At 52.6% G+C, this 16,697-nt stretch carries 18 protein-coding genes and 1 pseudogene; 9 read left to right on the forward strand and 10 right to left on the reverse strand.

All coding sequences use genetic code 11. The features are described from left to right. On the forward strand, positions 1-954 hold the full coding sequence (locus HP062_RS25270) for a replication initiator protein A (RefSeq protein WP_172792234.1): 954 nt from the start codon (positions 1-3) through the stop codon (positions 952-954). Positions 955-1,485: 531 nt separating this feature from the next. Here the strand turns inward: HP062_RS25270 and HP062_RS25275 are convergent. The 5 genes from HP062_RS25275 to HP062_RS25295 all read right to left on the reverse strand — a co-directional run bounded on the left by HP062_RS25275 (position 1,486) and on the right by HP062_RS25295 (position 4,844). Beyond that, on the reverse strand, positions 1,486-2,241 hold the full coding sequence (locus tag HP062_RS25275; protein ID WP_172792235.1) for a DUF2971 domain-containing protein: 756 nt from the start codon (positions 2,239-2,241) through the stop codon (positions 1,486-1,488). A gap of 152 nt (positions 2,242-2,393) precedes the next feature. Next, positions 2,394-2,786, reverse strand: coding sequence for a hypothetical protein (locus HP062_RS25280; protein ID WP_172792236.1), 393 nt, complete (start codon positions 2,784-2,786; stop codon positions 2,394-2,396). A gap of 582 nt (positions 2,787-3,368) precedes the next feature. Beyond that, positions 3,369-3,683, reverse strand: coding sequence for a hypothetical protein (locus HP062_RS25285; RefSeq protein WP_172792237.1), 315 nt, complete (start codon positions 3,681-3,683; stop codon positions 3,369-3,371). Next, positions 3,680-4,609 (reverse strand): site-specific integrase, encoded by a 930-nt coding sequence (locus tag HP062_RS25290; RefSeq protein WP_172792238.1) that lies wholly within the window; start codon positions 4,607-4,609, stop codon positions 3,680-3,682. Before HP062_RS25290 ends, HP062_RS25285 begins: the two co-directional genes overlap by 4 nt. Beyond that, positions 4,602-4,844 (reverse strand): hypothetical protein, encoded by a 243-nt coding sequence (locus HP062_RS25295; protein ID WP_172792239.1) that lies wholly within the window; start codon positions 4,842-4,844, stop codon positions 4,602-4,604. Before HP062_RS25295 ends, HP062_RS25290 begins: the two co-directional genes overlap by 8 nt. A gap of 636 nt (positions 4,845-5,480) precedes the next feature. Here HP062_RS25295 and HP062_RS25300 point away from each other — a divergent pair. The 4 genes from HP062_RS25300 to HP062_RS25315 all read left to right on the forward strand — a co-directional run bounded on the left by HP062_RS25300 (position 5,481) and on the right by HP062_RS25315 (position 9,516). Continuing rightward, complete coding sequence (locus HP062_RS25300) at positions 5,481-5,810, forward strand: hypothetical protein (protein WP_172792240.1); 330 nt, start codon at positions 5,481-5,483, stop codon at positions 5,808-5,810. Then, the gene (locus tag HP062_RS25305) at positions 5,807-7,744 is read left to right on the forward strand and encodes a hypothetical protein (RefSeq protein ID WP_178119849.1); all 1,938 of its coding nucleotides are present in this window, start codon (positions 5,807-5,809) and stop codon (positions 7,742-7,744) included. Before HP062_RS25300 ends, HP062_RS25305 begins: the two co-directional genes overlap by 4 nt. 795 nt (positions 7,745-8,539) lie before the next feature. Next, positions 8,540-8,959, forward strand: coding sequence for a hypothetical protein (locus HP062_RS25310; protein WP_172792241.1), 420 nt, complete (start codon positions 8,540-8,542; stop codon positions 8,957-8,959). A gap of 47 nt (positions 8,960-9,006) precedes the next feature. Further along, positions 9,007-9,516: a hypothetical protein gene (locus HP062_RS25315; protein WP_172792242.1), complete on the forward strand. Its 510-nt coding sequence runs from the start codon at positions 9,007-9,009 to the stop codon at positions 9,514-9,516. Between the two features lie 158 nt (positions 9,517-9,674). On the opposite strand, the gene HP062_RS25320 is transcribed toward HP062_RS25315, so the two are convergent. From HP062_RS25320 to HP062_RS25330, 3 genes and pseudogenes are all read right to left on the reverse strand, one after another. Then, complete coding sequence (locus HP062_RS25320) at positions 9,675-9,932, reverse strand: bacteriocin immunity protein (protein WP_172792243.1); 258 nt, start codon at positions 9,930-9,932, stop codon at positions 9,675-9,677. A 4-nt stretch (positions 9,933-9,936) separates the two neighbouring features. Further along, positions 9,937-11,294 (reverse strand): annotated as a pseudogene (locus HP062_RS25325) (S-type pyocin domain-containing protein). Between the two features lie 121 nt (positions 11,295-11,415). Further along, positions 11,416-11,979: a recombinase family protein gene (locus HP062_RS25330; RefSeq protein ID WP_172792244.1), complete on the reverse strand. Its 564-nt coding sequence runs from the start codon at positions 11,977-11,979 to the stop codon at positions 11,416-11,418. A gap of 194 nt (positions 11,980-12,173) precedes the next feature. Between HP062_RS25330 and HP062_RS31245 the strand changes: the two genes are divergently transcribed. The 4 genes from HP062_RS31245 to HP062_RS30830 all read left to right on the forward strand — a co-directional run bounded on the left by HP062_RS31245 (position 12,174) and on the right by HP062_RS30830 (position 14,787). Then, positions 12,174-12,536 (forward strand): hypothetical protein, encoded by a 363-nt coding sequence (locus HP062_RS31245; RefSeq protein WP_256665977.1) that lies wholly within the window; start codon positions 12,174-12,176, stop codon positions 12,534-12,536. Positions 12,537-13,030: 494 nt separating this feature from the next. Further along, positions 13,031-13,435 (forward strand): hypothetical protein, encoded by a 405-nt coding sequence (locus HP062_RS25340; protein ID WP_172792245.1) that lies wholly within the window; start codon positions 13,031-13,033, stop codon positions 13,433-13,435. A 315-nt stretch (positions 13,436-13,750) separates the two neighbouring features. Continuing rightward, a complete protein-coding gene (locus HP062_RS30825; RefSeq protein WP_218585108.1) occupies positions 13,751-14,215 on the forward strand; it encodes a hypothetical protein in 465 nt (154 codons plus the stop codon). Positions 14,216-14,265: 50 nt separating this feature from the next. Next, positions 14,266-14,787, forward strand: coding sequence for a hypothetical protein (locus tag HP062_RS30830; RefSeq protein ID WP_218585109.1), 522 nt, complete (start codon positions 14,266-14,268; stop codon positions 14,785-14,787). 88 nt (positions 14,788-14,875) lie between these two features. On the opposite strand, the gene HP062_RS25350 is transcribed toward HP062_RS30830, so the two are convergent. Both HP062_RS25350 and HP062_RS25355 read right to left on the reverse strand, forming a co-directional pair. After that, complete coding sequence (locus tag HP062_RS25350) at positions 14,876-15,400, reverse strand: hypothetical protein (RefSeq protein ID WP_172792246.1); 525 nt, start codon at positions 15,398-15,400, stop codon at positions 14,876-14,878. A gap of 360 nt (positions 15,401-15,760) precedes the next feature. Beyond that, positions 15,761-16,081 carry a hypothetical protein gene (locus HP062_RS25355; protein WP_172792247.1) on the reverse strand — a complete coding sequence of 107 codons (321 nt, stop codon included), beginning with the start codon at positions 16,079-16,081 and terminating at the stop codon, positions 15,761-15,763. Between the last annotated feature and the right edge of the window lie 616 nt (positions 16,082-16,697).

A 16,697-nucleotide genomic window follows, 5' to 3' on the forward strand; every position in this document is an offset into this window, starting at 1 on the left:
TTGTCGTCCTTTAGGCAGCGCGTCCAAGCTGAGGCGCGTCCAGGCGAGTCCTGGGATGAGGCTACCGCTAGGCTGCGTGGAACTAGCGTAAACAAGGTTGTGGCGGAGGAGGGAGAGTTAGCTGATTTTTTTGTTTCGGCAGATGGCATCTCGACAAAAGACAGTCGTCATTTTATGGATGTTGCGCTGTTTCGCATGTCCAAGCGGGAAAGTCGTGCTGGTGAAGTCATGCGCCATGACTTGGCAGATGGATATATTGAAGTAAAAGCCGGGCCAGATGGCATGGCGTCGATCTGGGACTACGACATTGTACTGATGCTAATTTCACATTTAACCGAGTCGATGAATCTCTATAAAAGAGGTCGAGGTGCAATGCCGAGCCGTCTTTTTACGCCGCACGTCTCAGACATTCTGAAATTTTGTCAGCGTGGCGATGGCGGCAATCAGTCGAAAAGAATCGAATCAGCATTAGATCGCTTGAAAGGAACAACGATCAAGAGAGTGCTCCATCGTCCCTCACGCAATTCTAAATGCGTTACGCGCGAGGTCAAAAGTGAGAGTCTAATTAGTGGGTATCGCGTGCTTTCTGAAACCGTCAGCGGCAGAGTAGATCGAATTGAGATTGAGGCACCGAATTGGATCTATAGAGAAGTAATCGATAGTCATGGATCTGCGGTTCTTACTGTTAATCAAGACTACTTCTTGATTGATTCAGCCATCGCTCGCTTCATCTATCGTTTAGCTCGACGTGCAGCGGGAAATGACGGAGCTAAGTGGGGGTTTAAAACAATATATGAGCGAAGCGGAGTGACCTGTTTCAAGGAATTTTGTCGCATCCTACGGCGTCTCATTAGGTCTGATAACCTACCCGAATATCATTTATACGAAGAGGCTGGCCTGTCCGGGCCGCAGTTGATCATGACACGCAGGAGCACAGAACCGGGCTGTGGATAATCCGTACATTGCCCACCAACCTCCGTACATTACCCACCACCTCCTGTACATTGCCCACCAAATTCCGTCTATTGCCCACCTGAAATCTGCGTAAATGGTTGAAAATATTCAATTTAATTTGTTTTTCTCAATCTAAATCTTTAAATCGTTTAAAACAAATTTAAAACGGGTACCTCGTCAGCCGCCCGCCAGTGGTGATATCCAACGCGGCAAACAGGATGTTGTTCCATCCATCGAGGCGCAGCCGGTGAAATCGAACTCGCCAGCGTGAGATTGTGTGTACACCAATGCCGAGCCAACTGGCGATGGGGTCGATAGCGAAAACGGACAAAATCGTACGCTAAGCATTCAGCCTGTCAGGTTGAGGCCATAGCGATTGATGCCTTGCAGATGGGTAATTGCACAGACTTGCCCACCCATTTGCATTCGGCCTGACCAGTCATTTGCAAGTGCGATGCAAATACGCACCTTGACATTCGGAAGGGAGAATTTCAGGGTTAGGCCTCGACTTCGTGAGCCTTGAGTGCCCGTTCACTCTCTCAGCCCCAACTTTTTCGCCTGCAAGTAGGAAGTATAGGTGAACTCCTCGAAAAGGACTCGAAACTCAGTTGTGCTTCTGGAACCCTGGTAAAGGCGGACGTTTTCGTTCTGACCTGCCAGGACAAGGCACACAATTTCTAATGATTCCTTGTCAATATCGGGGCCAAAGTAGACGCCTTTGAGTGCTTCGACGGGATAGACGTACTGGGTTCCGGCTACGTTATGCAGCGCTCGCCATTCATTCTCATAGCACCATGGTTTCGACTTTGTACAGAAGAGTTCGACTACGTGGTCGAAGTCTTTGTTCAATAGGATGCTCGCGACATCAAGTTGAGGGAGGGTAGACAAATACTTTACAGGCTTTACTTTGGAGAATGGTTCAATCTTCGTATCAAACTCAAGACAGATTCCTCGATATCGACCTCCATAGTGCGACCACATCAGTAGGTCGTCGTTCTTCTCAGAGAAACAGGTGACCCCGCGATTCTGAAGGAACGCGTCAGTTGCTTGTTTGATCGCACCATGCGCTGCGCGTAGCAGGATCTCGCGTAGTTCTTGAGTGGTCTTCGTCTTGAATTCACGCCGCGCCTGGTCGGTGATCCTCTCTTGAGAGAGATAGGCAGCTCTTACGGCCTCCGTTTCTTCGTCTGTCGGTGACTTGATGTTGGGCGTGAGTGCACAGTCGTACGGATCATTGAAGGATAACGGCGATCCAAAGTACAGGATCTGCCCTTTGATGTTCTGCAAAGTCCGAGTTGTGACCGACTCGTACTTATAGAGACGCAACGGTGGTGGCATTCGGGGCCTAGCGTTTAGGTTAAGGTGCCGCAGAACGCGGGTTCCGAGTGAGCGAAGCGAACGGCCTTGAACCGTTTGTTAGATCGCTCTGCGATACTCTGTTAGTTGGTTGCAGATTTTTTTGCAATTATTGTTGCGCCTTCCGTATAGCTATAGCCATATCCATAGCTGTAGCAGGTTGAGGCTCCACTATTGCCGGATGAGCTGTATTTATCCCATTTGTAATTATATGCCCCAGATGCCACGGACTGGACGGCAATGACTTCGTAACCTTCTGCATTAAGCTTCTCAACGGCTGAGCTTATGTCGTTAGAAAGACGCTCTCCATCAATTTCACAGTCAGACCAACCGGTTTGTTGCCACTCTTTTTCCTTTACTGTTACTTCCTTTACGCCGCCAAAAAGCCCCTTTTTCGTTTCTCCGGTTGGAACTTTTACGGTGACCTCTTTTCCTACTGGCTTAAATTTGGCTTTGACGTAAACAACTTTGTTCAAGGTTACCTCCTAAGGTCTAACTACTATTAGATGTCATCCAATGTCGCGATGACGTGTCGTACAACGTTCCTTGTCGCCCTGTAAGTCCTTGTCTAGCTTAGAGGTGGTCGCAGCAAACGCGACATTGCTCGGGGAGAAACGCGACATGGATGACGGCGAGCCCTGCTGCCCCTAGAGCCGCAAGCAGAATCCGTGACACTACCCATTTGCCATCACCGTGTCCACCGTCCACGTTTGGCCGTTCTCTGCCGATCATGTTTACAAAGCGTGCTGGTCAAATCTGATGCAATCGTTGAAGTGCAATGGAACAGAAAGTGCGCATAAGTGGGACTGGATTAACGTACGATTTTTTCCGAATTCTGCTGGTTCCCCTAGAGGGTTTTGGCTACGCAGGCATGTCATCCATTCGAGGGGAGCCCCAACGAGCTTGCATCTTGGTGGTGGCATGATCTGCTCTAAGAGCGTGCATTACAGCTGTCGCCGTCTCATCGTTGCCCACTGCCCATGACGACATTAACGTGGAGAAGTGATCAACTTTTTCTTGCAGCATGTCGACGTGACGTTGAGCCCTGGAGGCCGTGTTCAGCGCTTCATCCCGATCTTGATCAGAGATAGCAAGAATCCCCGTAAGGCTTCCACTTCGTTGTGATGCGCTTTCGCAACGATCGCCAATGTCTCCTGATGCCTTTGCTCGATTATTCCGATCTCTGCACGTTGTTCCAGGAGCAACACTTTGTGTCGAGCTACGCTGCCTTCCAAAGTGGCATCTACCTTCGTTTTCGCTCTTTTGGCATCTATGAGCAGCAGTACCAGCACAACGGCGACAATCAAAAGTACGCCGATTACAAATAGCAGGCTGCCATTCAGCCAACTGGAGTCGATATTTATGGGTGTCATCGTAGATAGATCTCGGTAATTTCTGGACGAAAGTGCCCAAGCTCCTGAGAGACGACGCGCTTTGCTTCTTCACGTGTGAGATAGCGTTGCATCGTGCTAAGGCGTTCCTGGGCATAGCTGTGACGGAGCCCATGGGCTCCGTTGGACCAGCCGAGCGCTGTTTTTGAAGCCGCACCGAATGATTTGCTCCAGGGCTGACCGCCGCCAAGATCGTAGAACTGCTGATAGCGGACACCTCGATCCGTAACGCTACGAGCCTCTGGTAGACGTGTCGCTTCTAGGCGCTTGGCCAGGTGGATCGGAATACGTACCTCGCGGGTAAGACCCCCTTTACCGTGGACGGTGTAGGCAATGGAGTCTTCCCGGATGCCGGAAAACTTCAAAGCATGCGCAGGGCGAACATCTGGGGCTTTGTGGTGGATACGGCGCAGCGTTAGTAACTCATGGGCACGCAGGCCTGATGCATGGGAAATCTCGGTTGCTAGGGCGTTGTGTGACGACTGGCGAGCAGCGATGAGATTCACTTGCTCACTAGTGTATGACCTCGATTGCTCGGCCAATCGGCGACCTAATGTTGGCTGACCGGCCTTTCCTTTTTGGGTTGCCGGTGCGGTGCTTTTGATGACAACCAGAGTTTGACCTGGCGGGAGCTGATGAGTGACGTGCTGCATCATTGCTTGCAGAGCTTGCCGCTCCATATCCAGCGTCTTTTGGCCAACAACTTCGGCACGTTGTCGTAGATATTCGAGGGCACGAGTCGGAGTCATATCACGAAGGCTGCCCAGGCGGTGCTCTTGGAGATGGACAGTGATCTGCTTTAAGCGTTGCTCATAGTTCCGTACGGTGCTGACCGATTTGATGTAGCTGCCTTGCAGCTGCTTCATCACGGACGCTGCTTGCTTCGCCGGTTTGGCGAACTTAGCCATGCTGGCGGTTCCGATGTAGCCAGCGGTTCACGGTCGAGCGTTCGACTGTAATGCCTTTCTCGGCTATCCAGCGCTGTAACTCGCTGCCATTGCAACCTACTGCATCAAGCTGCAACAGCTCGTGTTTGTAGTTATCAAGTAATGAGCGCCGCTGGGCATAAGTTCGGGGCTTTCTCCGAATCCTAGACTCGGATTTGAGGTGCGCAGCAATGGTCTGCGCATCGAATTCGCTCATGGGGAAGCTCTCTGGTTGTGTAAGAACTTCTGACCGTTGCCGGTTCAGCGACACACCATCCGAAGATGGTTCGTTGTGTGCCTGTTCGCCCCCCTTTGCACTGGTGTGCAGGCGGGGACTGTTCACGCCTATTCGGAGTCTCCGAGCGGGTTCCTGATTAACCGTTCAGGTGCGGTTGCCCTTGTTGGTCTGGCTGACCTGGTTAGGTTGTCGTTTCTCCTCTGTTGGTCGTTGATGTTCCCGATAAATCGGTCGGGGCCAAGCCGGTTACGCGAGCGATGACGCGGCGCGTAATCGATAAGGCCCTGCCTGCGATGACGCAGAACAGGAGCCCTCTGCCATTGCCTACACCCATGAACAACACGGGCACGAGCGGCCGGGCAGGGCGGTTTTGAGCCTGATCAGCTTACGAGAGCCTAGGGGAATGACGCAATCGTTTAGGGTTGCGTTATGTTTGTTGCGCTAAATCATAGATATCAAGTAAGCCCGCTATGTAAAGCGCCGATTAGGCGCGTTACATAGCGGGCTTGTATCGATAAATTTGACGCACCATAGCAAGTGCAGTGACTTGAGTGGAGATGCAGTGGGATGCCCCCTTAGGCTGGCTACAGCCAATACAAATGAGGGAGGTGGCGAATGTCGAAACTGCAAAAAATCGCAGGAATTTTGGACGCGGCATATGAGCGGATGCCGGCGATCACTAAATGGGTCGGTTGGGCCGGCATAGTACTTGGGCCTGTTCTTGGGTTTTTCCACGTAGCGGCGATGTTTTTAATGCCCGGTGCGTATGGAAAGCGCGTCCTGGAAGAGTACGACCTTGTGCAGAGAACCGGCGATGTGCTGGTCGCTCCATTCGCCCAGTACCTGATACTCATCGGTTTCACGTTGTGCGTGCTGTGGATCGGTTTATGGGGGGTGAGGCTGGTTCTGGCTGTACGTTGGTGGCTGGTGAGGCGTTCCGCATGAGCGCCTCTGCAACCCCGGAGGGGTACGCCGGGTTCAGCTGGATATTTGCGCTTTGGGAAGATGTCGGCATGACGATGCTCGCAGCCACCCAGCCGATTTTCACCGCCCTTAACAACAGCAGTTCAACACTGGTCTTCAGCGTGGGAATCATATGGCTGATCATGATTATGCTGAGGGTGGCTGACGGCGGGCTGGCTCGTGGCCTGGCGGGAGGCGTGGTCATTTTTTTTGTCATGCTTTTAGGGATGAAACCAGCGACCGTTCAATTGCCCAGCGGGGTCTCGGTTACATTAATTGATGCGCAGGCAACGACCCTGAAAGTGGCTATGGCCGTGCATCGCATGTACAGGTCCGCTCTGGATGGCGTCCTCAGCGAACACACCATTGCGGGATCGATTGTGCCGGCACAGGCGGCAGTTGATGACATTGCAGCGAGGGGCGCGCAGATCTATCAAGGCACCGATTTGGCCCGATTGATACACGACTACAACACCAGCTGTGCACCGAGTCGGGCCGAACTGGGAGGGGCTGGGCATGCGACGAAAATTGAGGCAATGCATGCTGTCGGCCTGCTCGGCGGCGGCGGGTTGGGGATTCCTGATGAGCAAATTAGTCTGATTGCTCAAGCTAAGGCGGCGGGCGGCGGCATCACGACCTATATGACCGGATCGGCTGAGGAAAACGGCGGGTGGCTCAACTACCTTCTGGGTGGCGGTGCCGCCCGGAAAGGGATTGAGAAAGCGGTAGACCTTGGTTCGGTTCAAGCGCGCCGTGAGGCAGGAATAGCCGCATTGGGCAGCGCTGGGCCTTTTATGGGAGACCGTTACGCACTGCCGACCAAAGTCCATTGGCAAGCGCTATTCGCTGGGCAGCCGGATTCAACACCCTCGTATCTACCCATAACGTTGATTCCAGGTCAGAAGTCTCAGGTTGTCGGGGCTGATGCTAATGCGATGATGTTCCAACCAACCAGTTGCCTAGAGGCCTATAAAATTGCTCAGTTGGGGGCTGAGCAGGCCTACCTAGCCTTAGAAGAAGTTGGGGGAACAATCGCAGGTGGCCAGCGGGTAAGTGCTGAGGTGGGCGCCGTGAGCACTGCCGTGGCCTGGCAGCGTTTCATGACGCGATCACTGGAGAAAACCACCGGCCTTTCGCCGGATGGCGCCGAAGTCGGAGCTGGCATTCTTGCCAGTGTTCAAATGTTCAAGGATTGGTCTGGCTGGCTAGATCTTCAAACCCTGCTGCCGGGATACGTGCTGTTGTCAGCATGGCTGTTCTGGATCGTATTACTCGCTGCGCCGTTGGCGCTGTTGCTGGCTCCGTTGCGTGGCGTTGGAGTATTGATCAGCTGGCTCTCCCTCTTATTTTTTCCCGTGATCGCGATGCTGTTTGCGCACGCACTAATTGTGGCTGTATCCCTCGTCATGGCCGCTGTCGCCATCGGCCAGGCTGCCGCTGCTAGCGGTTGGTCTGGATCAGGTGCTGATTTTGATGCGGTACGTGGGTTTATGGGCGCGATTGCAGCCATTCTGCTGACTATTACGACCTGGATTGCATCGAGTCTGACTGGCGTTTCAGTGGGCGGCCTGGCTGGCAGCCTGACAGGGGCTATGGCCACGGCCAGTGGTGTCGGTGGGTTTGTTACACGTGCTGTGGGAACTGTTATGGCGATTAGCCGGCTAGGTGCTTTAGGCGCTGCTGGTGGCAAGGGGAGAAGTCCTGGTGGTGGTTCTGGTGGTGCGACTCCCCCACGACCGATCCCGCCAAGCCCTACAGGATCTAGCTCGGCACCACACGCTCGTCCGGCGCGAGATCCCAATGCTTCCGGTAGCGTGGCAAGGGCGTATTGGCCCACGACCCCCACTACAGATAGATCGATTGGAACGCGTCGCTCGGCTCTGATTCCACCAAAGAAGGTTCCACCGAAGCAGTGATGTTTTAGGGCAGGAGGCTCACCGGTCGAGTGAGCTGGTGCGGCGGGGGATGCGCTTGGTTAGGCACACCGCAGCGCAGGCCCATCTATCCAATTGAGTGCATTGGTTTCTGATCATGAGGGATGGGCATGTGATGCTGTGTGTCGATTTCCGACATCCTCAGCATCACCAGCTCACTCGGTCGGTGAGCCTCTTGCCCTCACTGATCATAACGGCTGACTTTCCATACTCTCCGCGGGCACTCATTATTTTTTTTCTCTTGGGTAAAACTCAGGAGGCCTTCAGAAATCCTGCAAATACCACTGAGAAACCACCTGTGCTCACAGCCATTCCTTTTAAAAGCTGCTTGAAATCTCTGTGCAACCACTGGGTTACGCAGGGGATCACAATGGGCATACAGTCAGCCCACTGTGCTGCGCTGGGAAAGTCCTGCGAGCCACTAGCAATCACACAAATTCCACTGAGAAATCACCACTATTCACAGTGGCGCCCATTACTTTCTTTTTGATGCCGTTGCCCTTCCCAGGTATCCCATCGCGACACTCTCAATTCCCATTAGGGGAACTGACGATTTTTCAGCAGCAGCGCCATGAAACCGAAAATTTCGGGTTAGCGTCGTCTCTCCAACGTAAATGAAGGGCACGTTTATGAGGCGAATGTTGGTAACGATTGTCTGTGTGGGGGCCGGATTTTGGCTGGGCGCCAATCGTCTGGTGCCGTTATGGGGACTCTGTGCGCTGGCTGTCTTAGGGGGCGGTCTGTGGGGCCTGGTGAAATGGCGTGAGGCAAAAGGGCATGACCATGATCAGGATTAGCAACGATCTAGCGCTTCTCGACCTCGATGCGCTGGACGCCATACAACGATCAGCACGACGCACGCTAGAGGCGGTCGAGCAGCATCTGGAGCGGATCAATAGTGGCCGGGCGGATCTGCAAGAATTCCAGCTGGGTGAATTGGTGTTCTATGCAGTAGAGCTGATCGACGGGGTTCTGGTTGACCCGGCACTGCCGGTCGGATTCGACACAACGAATCATCTGCTACGCGGTGAGGTGCAGCGTTCGCGCTGGTGGGATAGGCCCTTCATCGAGCGTATTGGGGCCGATCATGAAGTGCGATGCCTTGATGGTACGGCACCGGAACGCCCATCTATCTGGGGCGTGTTTGGCTCGATGGACGAGGCACTTATCTGCGCTGTGAATCGGTGGAAGCCGTAAGCCAAAAATGTAGATAATGGCAAATTGAAATCAATGGAGTGGCCACAGTGAATAAATGGAAATCGGCTTTAATTTGTATGGCGTCTTTGTCTCTCAGTGCTTGCTGGAATGACTCCTATGAGTTTGAAGGAAAGTATTTTTTGACAGAAGGTGATGAGTGCTCTGTTCCTTCCAGTCAGGGAGACAGGAAGCAATTCTTTCTGGAGATCATTCCTCAGATCAAGGATGGGAAAAAACAGTACATTGCCAAGATGCCATTGGCATCTCAAATGGGTGCGCCAATTTCGAGCAGTGAAAGCTCTGAGCCGACCGATAAAAACGAAATTATATTCAACTTCTCTAAGCCGGAAGAGAAAGGGGTTTTCTCTGGTTCTCCTGGCATAGATATGATGGTTTATGCCAAGCCGAATGCAGATAAGAGCGGCTACATCTGGATTGAGAAAATAGAAATAACTGTTGCCCGGAGAGGCCGTGTTAAGGAGGAGTCCTTAGTCGAAAGCTTAAGGAGAACTACGAACATCGGAAGCGAAGGGATTTGCTTACATAAAGTATCTTAATAGTCGATCTAGGCTTTGCGATGGGGGCGGGAGCGATGGAACCAAAAACCAACGTAAGCCCTATCCCCCGCAATAGCCAAAGAATCTCACCTCGGCCCTTCTGTTGACGCTGCGGCTATGTACCGCCTAATGCCCTGCGGGCAGGTCGAGGTATGGCCTCAGGCGTCTTTAAACCCCGGCAAGCCATTGGCCGCACGCCAAGCTTTGACCATTTGCGTGATCGCTTCCGGGGTGCATTCCTCATCAGACGCAGCGTAGTAAATCAAATCAGACCCATCCGGATGGCCTGTTAAGGCCCGAAACTGATCGAGCAGAACATCAAGTTTTTCGTCCGAGTCAGCCTCATTTTCCCTAAAAATCTCCTCCATGAATTGGATGAACTGCTCTTCGGTGTACTCAGAAATACTCTCTTTCATAGCCCTATTGACCTCGGTGTATATCGATATGGTTTTTGGGCGTAACGACCCCAAGATTGTCGACGTTGTAGACCTCACCACCTTCCGACACTTTGTCTACATGGTGAAGCTCGAATACGCCTCTGCCCCCGACCATATCCCGCTCGCGGGTTTTGGGGCATTACCAACAAGCATTCGCTTTCGATTGGCAACAATGAACTGGCTGCTTAGCTCTGAATCACTGGCTACGGCCTTCCAAAACGCCTTCCGGAATGCGTCGAAACTGGCAAAGCTTTTACCCCGGAGCTGGTCCGCAATACGAGTTGGAATCGGCGCACCAAGCCCAACCCCGGCACCGGCTAGCCAGATGCCTATAATGTCCTGCCCCTGCCCTGACACTGTGCCCGGATCGAGGCGTACGTTCATCACAATGTACAGGGGGTTTATGCCCGAATTAGCCGGGAAAACGAGGATGAAATCCTTGTAATCAGGCGGATGAATCGGGTCAACGATCATGTTATCCGCTTGTTCGGTCGGCGGATAAATCCAGATTTGCGGGGCTTGCGGTGCGGCTTCCAGTGCTGGAATCCCCAGCGTGTCGGTAGGGTTAACCGCAGGGGTCCAAATCAACGTAACGCCGTCGCCAAAATCGGCGACCTGCTGAGCGCCCTGGGCAACGAACTGCACGACCGGAATCATTTCCCAATCGCGGCGCTTCTGGGTGTTGTAACCGTAACCTTTCAGCGTGCCGTCGGCTTGTTGCTCGACATGCAACCGAACCCTTGTACGGCCTGTCTTGAGCGATTTCAGTTGGTCATCCGTGTACAGACTGCTATCGCCGAGGCTTGTCGGCCAGAGCAGTGCAACCACACCGGCCAAGGCACCGGCAGCAACACCAGCCGTGACTACGCCTGCTCCAGTCGCCGCGCCGGTGGAAGCAGTCCCCGTACCCGCAGCAACAACCGCTCCAGCGGTGCAAAGACCACCACAGGAGGCACCGGCGGTAGCCATAGCGGTTCCGCCGAGTAAGAGGGTTCCCAGTGCCGAAGGTAAGGCGCTACCACTGATTTTTTTCAGCGTGATGTTGCCTGCTGCATCCGTTTCACGGCCGCCCAATAGGGATAAGTTTCCATACTCGCTGACCGCAGCGGTAGGAATCGATCCACCGGGACGGACATAGTTGATGCTGCCATCAGGCAACTCGCAGGGCTTGGTGAAAGTGCAGCCCACCGGATCAGGTTTAGGCGCAGGCGGATTTTTAACTGGCGCCGGTTCTGACTGTCGAGTTTCGGCGATGCTGACGGGAACGGTTTTACGTGGCGTATTGCTTGGAGCAGGTCTTAAAACATTGGGGACCGGTCCTGGTCCTTGGCTACTGGCCATAGGCGCTTCCTTGTTTAGAGCAAGAAGGATAGCGATTGCGAAACAGTTCTAAAATGATGGCTGATGGCCAGTTTTGGCGGGCTCTTGTGTAAGGGAGCATTTGACGACTGTCCCGTTCTACCTATTGAGGTAAGGCACGATATAGCGTTGCTCGATGTACCCCCAGAAGACGTGCAACCTCGGACACTGACTGCCCCTTATTAATCAACAGTCGTGCATGGTCTACCTGTTCAGGAGTCAGAATAGGCTTCGGCCCAAATCGAACACCTTTGGCTTTGGCTGCCGCTCTGCCTGCACTGGTGCGCTCACCGATTAGGGAGCGCTCGAAGTCAGCAATCCCGGCGAAGATCGTTAGAACCATACGCCCAGCTGGTGACGTGGTGTCGGCCCATGGCTCAGCAAGTGAACGCAGACCTGCCCCTATGGTTTTGAGCCGTTCTGCAATGTGGAGCAGGTCTGTCGTTGACCTGGCCAAGCGATCCAGCCGCGTCACTGTCAGCACATCACCTGGTCGCAAATGATCGAGCAGCCGACCCAGTTCGGGACGGTCTCGCTTAGCCCCACTGACCTTCTCTTCAAAAATTCTCTGACAACCGTTTTGCCCTAGGGCAGTTCGTTGCTGCTCCAGATCCTGACCTTGCGTCGAAACCCGAGCGTAACCAATCTGCTGTCCTAAATTTTCCATGAAGTACCTGTCGCATATATTGTCGCAAGCAATTTACAACGTGCGACAGATTTATGCGACAGCCAAAACCTCGCAACTCCAGGGCCGGCGTGCGTGTCGCCTAACTTAGGAATTATGCGACTGTTGCGGGGTGAAGTGACAGACATCTATCGTTCATTTGGCTACATTGAGAAATGTGGAGATGGAGGAACCGTATGCTGGATAAAATGTGTGATGGTACATGGGCAATATATTGTGATGAGTGCGGAGCCTATGTTTCGGATTTTCCGGATAAAGATGATGAGGCCGAGGAGGAGGTCATTTGCCGGGACTGCTTAGACAAAGATGAGGATGAAGACCACTTGATTGCGGTAGATGACTGGCGTCAGAAGGCTGCTCACGCTCTGGAGGAGGCTTATGGGCCTTGCCCGTACGGACAGAAAGCGCTGCTCAAGTGGATTGGTGATGAGGTCATGCGTTTGAAGGCTCGTGGTGTACCTGGCGGTGAGGCTGCCACAATGGAGCTGGGATTGAGTTATTGGCAGTGGCTTGGTGATGAATCTGGTGGGCCACTTTAACTAATGTCGATGGGTGTCAGACGACAAATCCTTTAAGTAGCAAACCGGTAGTTCTGATCCTGTCCGGGTTTACCATAAACGCCAATTATGCGAAGCATTCTATACGGGCCTGAGGGGCTCTGGTGGTCAGATTTGAAGGCAGGCACTGCTTCTTACGCATCACCTGGTCCAGCTTGCTGCTCGGCGATGTAACTCACAATTAATACATCCTGCGATCCGCGCTCCTTGTGATAACCAACCACGTTGGCCAACGTCTACCGCAGCTCCCTCATCAAAATCGGGTCAGAGGATTTAGTCCACCACTAGAGATAGTGGACCCTGTTGCGCAGGGAGTGCCCAATTCCCTACCCTCCTTCACGCATTCTGAACTGGTTTTCCAGCTTTTTTCGCGCGCGCGAAAATGAGGTTTTTAACGCGAACTCAATGCGTTAACCTCGCAGGAGTCCCAGTCAGCGGCTGTTTAAGCCGCTAAAGGTCCCTCTAAGGAAGTAACCATGGCATCAGATAAAAAGCAGGCCAAACGGGCTAAGCGCGCCAAAGCGAAAGCCAAGCAGGCACGGACAGTTCGCAATGGCTCACCTCAGGGCGAGTATGTGGAAACGGTCGAGGTCGCCGAGGGAATGGTCAGCTTACTCGTGCGGATGGCAGAAGCCGAGGCAATTAGCCAAGTCGAAATGCTTACCACCTTGATCAGTGACTCGGGCATGTCCAAAGCGGAAACATTAGACGACGAAGTCGATATGCAGATCGTGCTTCTCAAGGTGTACGGAAGGAAGATCGAAGGAAGGACAGAGGATTGGATGGAAGACGCTGGATTCCTTGAAGCCTATGCACAAGCTGCACGCAGGCTCGGCCGGGAAGAACTCATCGAGGCTTGGCATGACGCTCACGACTTTTAATAGTTAGTCGCTGGAAAATCGGACCTGCCGGGACCTGTGCAGATGCGGCGCTACACGTCATGGGGCCGCGGAGGCTACCGCAGAAAATACGTGCGGTCGGCGTTGCCGAGTGTCGGCGCGGAAAGACTAGCTTTTCACGGTGAGAAATCATGGCGCCTAATGTCCTTCGGGCAGTCGAGGAACGCCTTATTTTCAGTGTACAGCCTGAGGGATGTTTCGCGCCGGAGGCTCAGCCGGAACCCTTCCCTGATAGGTCGTTTGGATTGTGATCGAGTAGTCTAGGAAGAGGCATAGAACTGAACTCATGGAGAGAAAATGCAAGAGAAGCCAAACGATCACGTTCAGGCACTGAACTACTGCGCTCACGCAATCGAAGACTTACGCGAAACCGAAAGCATGTTCCGAAGCTTGGCTCCCAAATCAGCCGTAGCGCTTCACCGCATTATCGACATGCTGCAAAGCAGCGTTAAATTCATCTTGCCGAACTGTTGCAACCTCGTTGACCCGGCAGAAATGCGGCAGGCTCATTTGGATCTTGTTCGCCTTCCCTTTCCTTGCATTGCTTTTGAAGCCCCATGGGACAAGGAAGAAGACGGCCCGGAACATATCGGCGATTTCAAACAGACACCTGCAACGAAGCGCATTGCCCTGTGCTGGGAAGCGCTCCCAGAATTCGAAATTCTGCCAGGCTTAAACAGTGAAGTCCTGAACGCTTTTCCTGAAGGCGGTGTTTTCATCTTGCCCATCTACTGGGGCCAGAACAGAAAAAATGGACCGTAACGATGGGCGGATCCTTTATCCCGTATGGAGGTGAGATCCGGGATTTAGCAATGGATCAACAGTTGCCAGCAACTCGCATTGCGCACGCCGCCAAGATCGAGGCAGGCCAAGCCAATCAGAAAGGTAAGGAGTTCAGAGCCGAGCCCTTCTATGTGCTGCCGGAGTTTTTCGAAGAAGCGGCATCAGTCTATGGCGACCGAGAGAAGGCCTACGCCCAAATCATCCTGGACTGTCACGATGAAACGATGGTGCTGATTCAGGCATGCAGCGTCATCAACTGCGCAAACGTCACAACTGCGGAGGTTGCGGCACCTGCCGCACTGAATAAAAAACGTCGTGAAAAAGGTAAGCAGCCCTTCTTTTCTTACAAGGTTTTACAGCTTACAGAAGACCGCAAAAGCAGCGGCCAGAGTGGAGCTAAAGGCCAACACAACAGCCCTCGAATGCACCTTCGGCGTGGACATTTGCGGCGACTGGAAAACAAAGTTGTTTGGGTGCGACCAGCGATGGTGAACGCTGAATCGAAGAGTGGCGTTGTATTAAAAGACTACGCGGTGCCGCAGAAACGCTGAGTGAGACAACGCGAAACTATGCCAGAAACTTCTGATAACTGGGGGTATCAGAAATCTCAGCAACCCTTGCCAAGCTGAAATCACTCATTTACTCAGGAGAAAATTCAATAGAAAACGTGTGCCCTTCCTCTCCGGGAATGAAGGCAAGGGAAAGTTTTGAAAGCTCGATAATTTGCATGTCTGAGCCATCAGGTTTCCATGATGCCTTGAAAACCCCCTCATTTGAAAACTCTAGGGTTTGATAAGCCCGATCACCATCACGAACCGTATCCCCTACGTGATTGAGCAAAAAGTGTGGAGACATGCTCGTGCTCCAGCCCGTGAAAATGTAATCAGATTGAAGATAAGCCGACGTGGACAGGTCGAGAGCAGGCTGAGCAGCCTTTTCAATGAGCAAAACAGCAGCGTCGTGAGCATCAATGAGGGTCTTACGAAGAGCCATGTTCTCGTGCTTCAGCTCGTCGAGCTGAGTCTGCAAATGCCGAATCCGACTCTTAAGTCCAGGGTATTGAACAGCTGCCGAGCGATAAGCTCCAGTGACAGTACCAAGTCCAGTCGCTGCCAAAAGTCGGTCATGAAATTCTTCGTTGTCGGATTGAAATTTTATAAGCATGCAAATCTCCAAAGGTACCAAATACTTCCCCTGGTGGATTCGCCAGGCCTGAAGAATGGTACCTTTTGGATGGTGGAAAAGGTACATTTTTCTTAAGTAAAGATGATTTAATTATTATAAAAGGTACGTTTTGCATCGCGTAATGGACGTTTTAGGCAAGTTCAGCACCGGGGGCTTCGCTATTTTACCGGCGCTTGCATCTGCTCGGCGGTTTGTTGGGGCGTACTCATCTTGGGGGAATTCCTTTCAGGGGCACAGTTTTCCAGTTAGGCGTAAAGTTTTTCGGGATGCACCCTTCATAGCACTGCGCTCGTCTTCCACCTCTCCAGCTTGGAGCTCCACTGGGGCGTTTCTCTCAACTTAACCAGAATATGTCGCATTAGAATTTCTATATTGCTGGAGCAAAACCTCAAGGAACGTCGTAACAGCAGAGTCGTCCTGGAGAAACGCTTTTACATGCTCCTTTTCGTCCTCATCCAGATCCTCCGTATCCTCGTCTAAAGTGCCGGCCCAATCCGAAAGCACGTCCTGCCATTGCACGTCCTCCTCTTCGGATATCCCAAAGTGCTCCTTCAGCCACGCGTAGGCTTCAAGCTCACCGCCGAACCCCTTTGGACCCCAGACTCGCTCCATTTCAGTAAGTATTGATTCGATTAAATCCGATCTGGTTATAGGTTTCATGGCTCGTTTCCCTTTGGCTCAGACTTTAGGAATGAAGGATCAAGCTATTGCGAGTAGCCCGGATGCTGAATCATCAGGATGAGGAATACATGCGCAGCCTGACTGTAGTTATGGAACAGTAGCCCAAGCGTATTACCTGGGCTAAGCTGAGGTCGCAAGCAGCTAAAGCTGATGCAGGATTCAGTTTTTGCTGAGTGCCCAAATGAGTGCCTTTTTTATATTTGTATCTAAAAGGCTTACCGTTTTCACTGTGCTAGGGTCGAATGGTTCGATTCCTGTCTCGGGCACCAATTCAAATTCCACCGGGTGCCGGTGAGCAACAGTTTGGAATCACGGACGAAAGCGTCATCAACTGGTTTTGAACGACGGAAATCAGCTGCTGGATATCATGTAGAACTCAAGATCGACAATGAAGGGGGCGGCACTACGACTGCTCCCCTTATTACGGTATCTTGCTCGACACAGGCGCGGTACGCCGATATAGAAAATAACCAGTTCGATAGTGGCACCACACTGTCAATCTTTTACTGGATAACGTCCTTAAGCGCCGGTCGGGATCTCAGGCTACGGTTTTCGGTGCGATGCCGAGGCAATCAACCAAGAGGATCGACAACCA

Origin of the sequence: Pseudomonas sp. B14-6 (assembly GCF_013260315.1) — a bacterium.
GTDB classification, from domain to species: Bacteria; Pseudomonadota; Gammaproteobacteria; order Pseudomonadales; family Pseudomonadaceae; genus Aquipseudomonas; species Aquipseudomonas mandelii.